Raw genomic sequence first — 2,060 nt, 5'->3', positions numbered from 1 at the left:
CCCACATCGCCGGCGGCCTGCCGACCTTCGCGCTGCCACAGATTCCCTGGACCCTCGAAACCCTGCACATCATCGCGCCCTACGCGATCCTGATGGCCATGGTCGGCCTGCTGGAAACCCTGCTGACCCTCAACCTCACCGACGAAATCACCGAAACCCGCGGCTACCCGGACCGCGAAAGCGTGGCCTTGGGTGCCGCCAACATGGTCTCGGGCCTGTTCGGCGGCATGGGCGGCTGCGCGATGATCGGGCAAACCGTGATCAACCTCAGCTCCGGCGGGCGCGGGCGCTTCTCCGGGGTATTTGCCGGGGTGATGATCCTGTTGTTCATTCTGTTTCTGTCACCGCTGATCGAGCGCATTCCGCTGGCGGCGCTGGTGGGGGTGATGTTTGTGGTGTCCCAGCAGACCTTTGCCTGGGCGTCCCTGCGGGTGATCAACAAGGTGCCGCTCAACGACGTGCTGGTGATCATGGCGGTGACGGTGATTACCGTGTTCACCGACCTGGCGACGGCGGTGCTGTGCGGGATTGTGATTGCGGCGCTGAACTTCGCCTGGCAGCAGGCGCGCGAGCTGTACGCGGATGAGCACATGGAAGCGGACGGCAGCAAACTCTATCGGGTGCACGGCACGCTGTTTTTTGCCTCGACCACGCCGTTTTTGAATCGCTTCGATCCGGCCAACGACCCGGCCCAGGTGACGCTGGATTGCCGTCACTTGAGCTTCGTCGACTATTCGGCGATTGCTGCGTTGATGACCTTGCGCGAGCGCTACACCAAGGCCGGCAAGCATTTGCGGGTACTGCACCTGTCCGAGCGCTGCCGCAAACTGCTCAAGCGGGCCCGGGTGCAGCACGACTGACCGTTGTTGAAGTGCGATGATCGTTCCCACGCTCTGCGTGGGAACGCCGCTTTGGACGCTCCGCGTCCGCTCTTAAAATCGTGACGCGGAGCGTCACAGGATGCATTCCCACGCAGAGCGTGGGAACGATCATGGTCCGACCAGGTTTTCCAATTCCTGGGCGCGGGTCTGGGTCATGTCCAGCACGCAGCCGGAGCCGTTGACCTGATCAATGGTGCCGCCGGTGGCCGAGCCGATGAAGCCGCAATTGGCATCGCGAAACTTGAGCCACTGGCGCTGGACGTCCTGCAACTGCTGCTTGCGGTTGCCTTCCATCGCCGTCATCGCGGTTTTGTAGGCGGTATTCAGGCGCGCGTCCTGCACCTTGGTTTCCTTGGCGTTGCAATCGACCATGTCGGCGGTGGTGTTGGCGCCGTCCATGCATTTTTTCAGTGCCGGGTTCTCATCGGCCGAGGCCGTGCCGCACAAGGCCAGCAACAGTGCGCCGGCGGCGAAAGGAACAAGCAGGGGGTTACGATTCATTCTGGGTTTTCCTGGTCATGAGTCGGTGTGCAGTCTAAGACTCGGCCTGCGCAGTTGAGTTTCCAGCCCCGGCGATCTTCATGTAAGAACGCCCCCTGAATTTTCATCCACTGACCCTGGGCATATCCCTGCGCGACAGGGCTTGTCTGTGGGCGAAAATTACTTTCATAAAAATTGAAAATGCACCTCGGTAATGATTTATGACTTTCACAACCTATTCGACGTGACCCTTTCCGAGGAGTACCGCATGGCCGCATCACCGGGGTATTGGCTGTTGATCTACGCCGCCATCGCCATCATTGCATTGATCGTATTGATCGCGCGTTACCGGCTCAACCCGTTTATCGTCATCACCCTGGTGTCTATCGGCCTGGCGCTGTTGGCCGGGATGCCGGCGGACACGATCATGGGCTCCTACGAGGCGGGCGTCGGCAAGACGCTGGGGCATATTGCGCTGGTGGTCGCGCTGGGCACCATGCTCGGCAAGATGATGGCCGAGTCCGGTGGCGCCGAGCAGGTGGCGCGCACGCTGATCAACCGGTTCGGCGAGCGTAACGCGCACTGGGCAATGGTGTGTATCGCGTTCCTGGTGGGGCTGCCGCTGTTTTTCGAGGTCGGTTTTGTGTTGCTGGTGCCGATCGCGTTTACCGTGGCGCGGCGGGTGGGCGTGTCGATCCT

Annotated in this window: 3 protein-coding genes; 2 read left to right on the top strand and 1 reads right to left on the bottom strand. The window is 61.3% G+C overall.

Annotated elements, in window-relative coordinates:
* Positions 1-860: SulP family inorganic anion transporter (locus HX846_RS06990; RefSeq protein WP_178965179.1), on the top strand; the 860-nt coding region annotated here is incomplete at its 5' end.
* 129 nt (positions 861-989) lie between these two features.
* On the opposite strand, the gene HX846_RS06985 is transcribed toward HX846_RS06990, so the two are convergent.
* Positions 990-1,382 (bottom strand): lysozyme inhibitor LprI family protein, encoded by a 393-nt coding sequence (locus HX846_RS06985; protein WP_003212286.1) that lies wholly within the window; start codon positions 1,380-1,382, stop codon positions 990-992.
* 247 nt (positions 1,383-1,629) lie between these two features.
* On the opposite strand from HX846_RS06985, the gene HX846_RS06980 reads away from it, so the two are divergent.
* Positions 1,630-2,060 (top strand): SLC13 family permease (locus HX846_RS06980; protein WP_218645402.1); only part of this gene is annotated, 431 nt, incomplete at its 3' end.

The sequence above is a fragment of the Pseudomonas sp. K5002 genome (assembly GCF_013386655.1).
Lineage (GTDB): Bacteria > Pseudomonadota > Gammaproteobacteria > Pseudomonadales > Pseudomonadaceae > Aquipseudomonas.
Note: the sequence above shows the minus strand (reverse complement) of the source record. Positions and strands in the feature narration are given on the sequence as shown.

Bases quoted from the DNA above. Each gene is read 5' to 3' on its own strand.
- HX846_RS06985 (WP_003212286.1), bottom strand. From the start codon at position 1,382: ATGAATCGTAACCCCCTGCTTGTTCCTTTCGCCGCCGGCGCACTGTTG.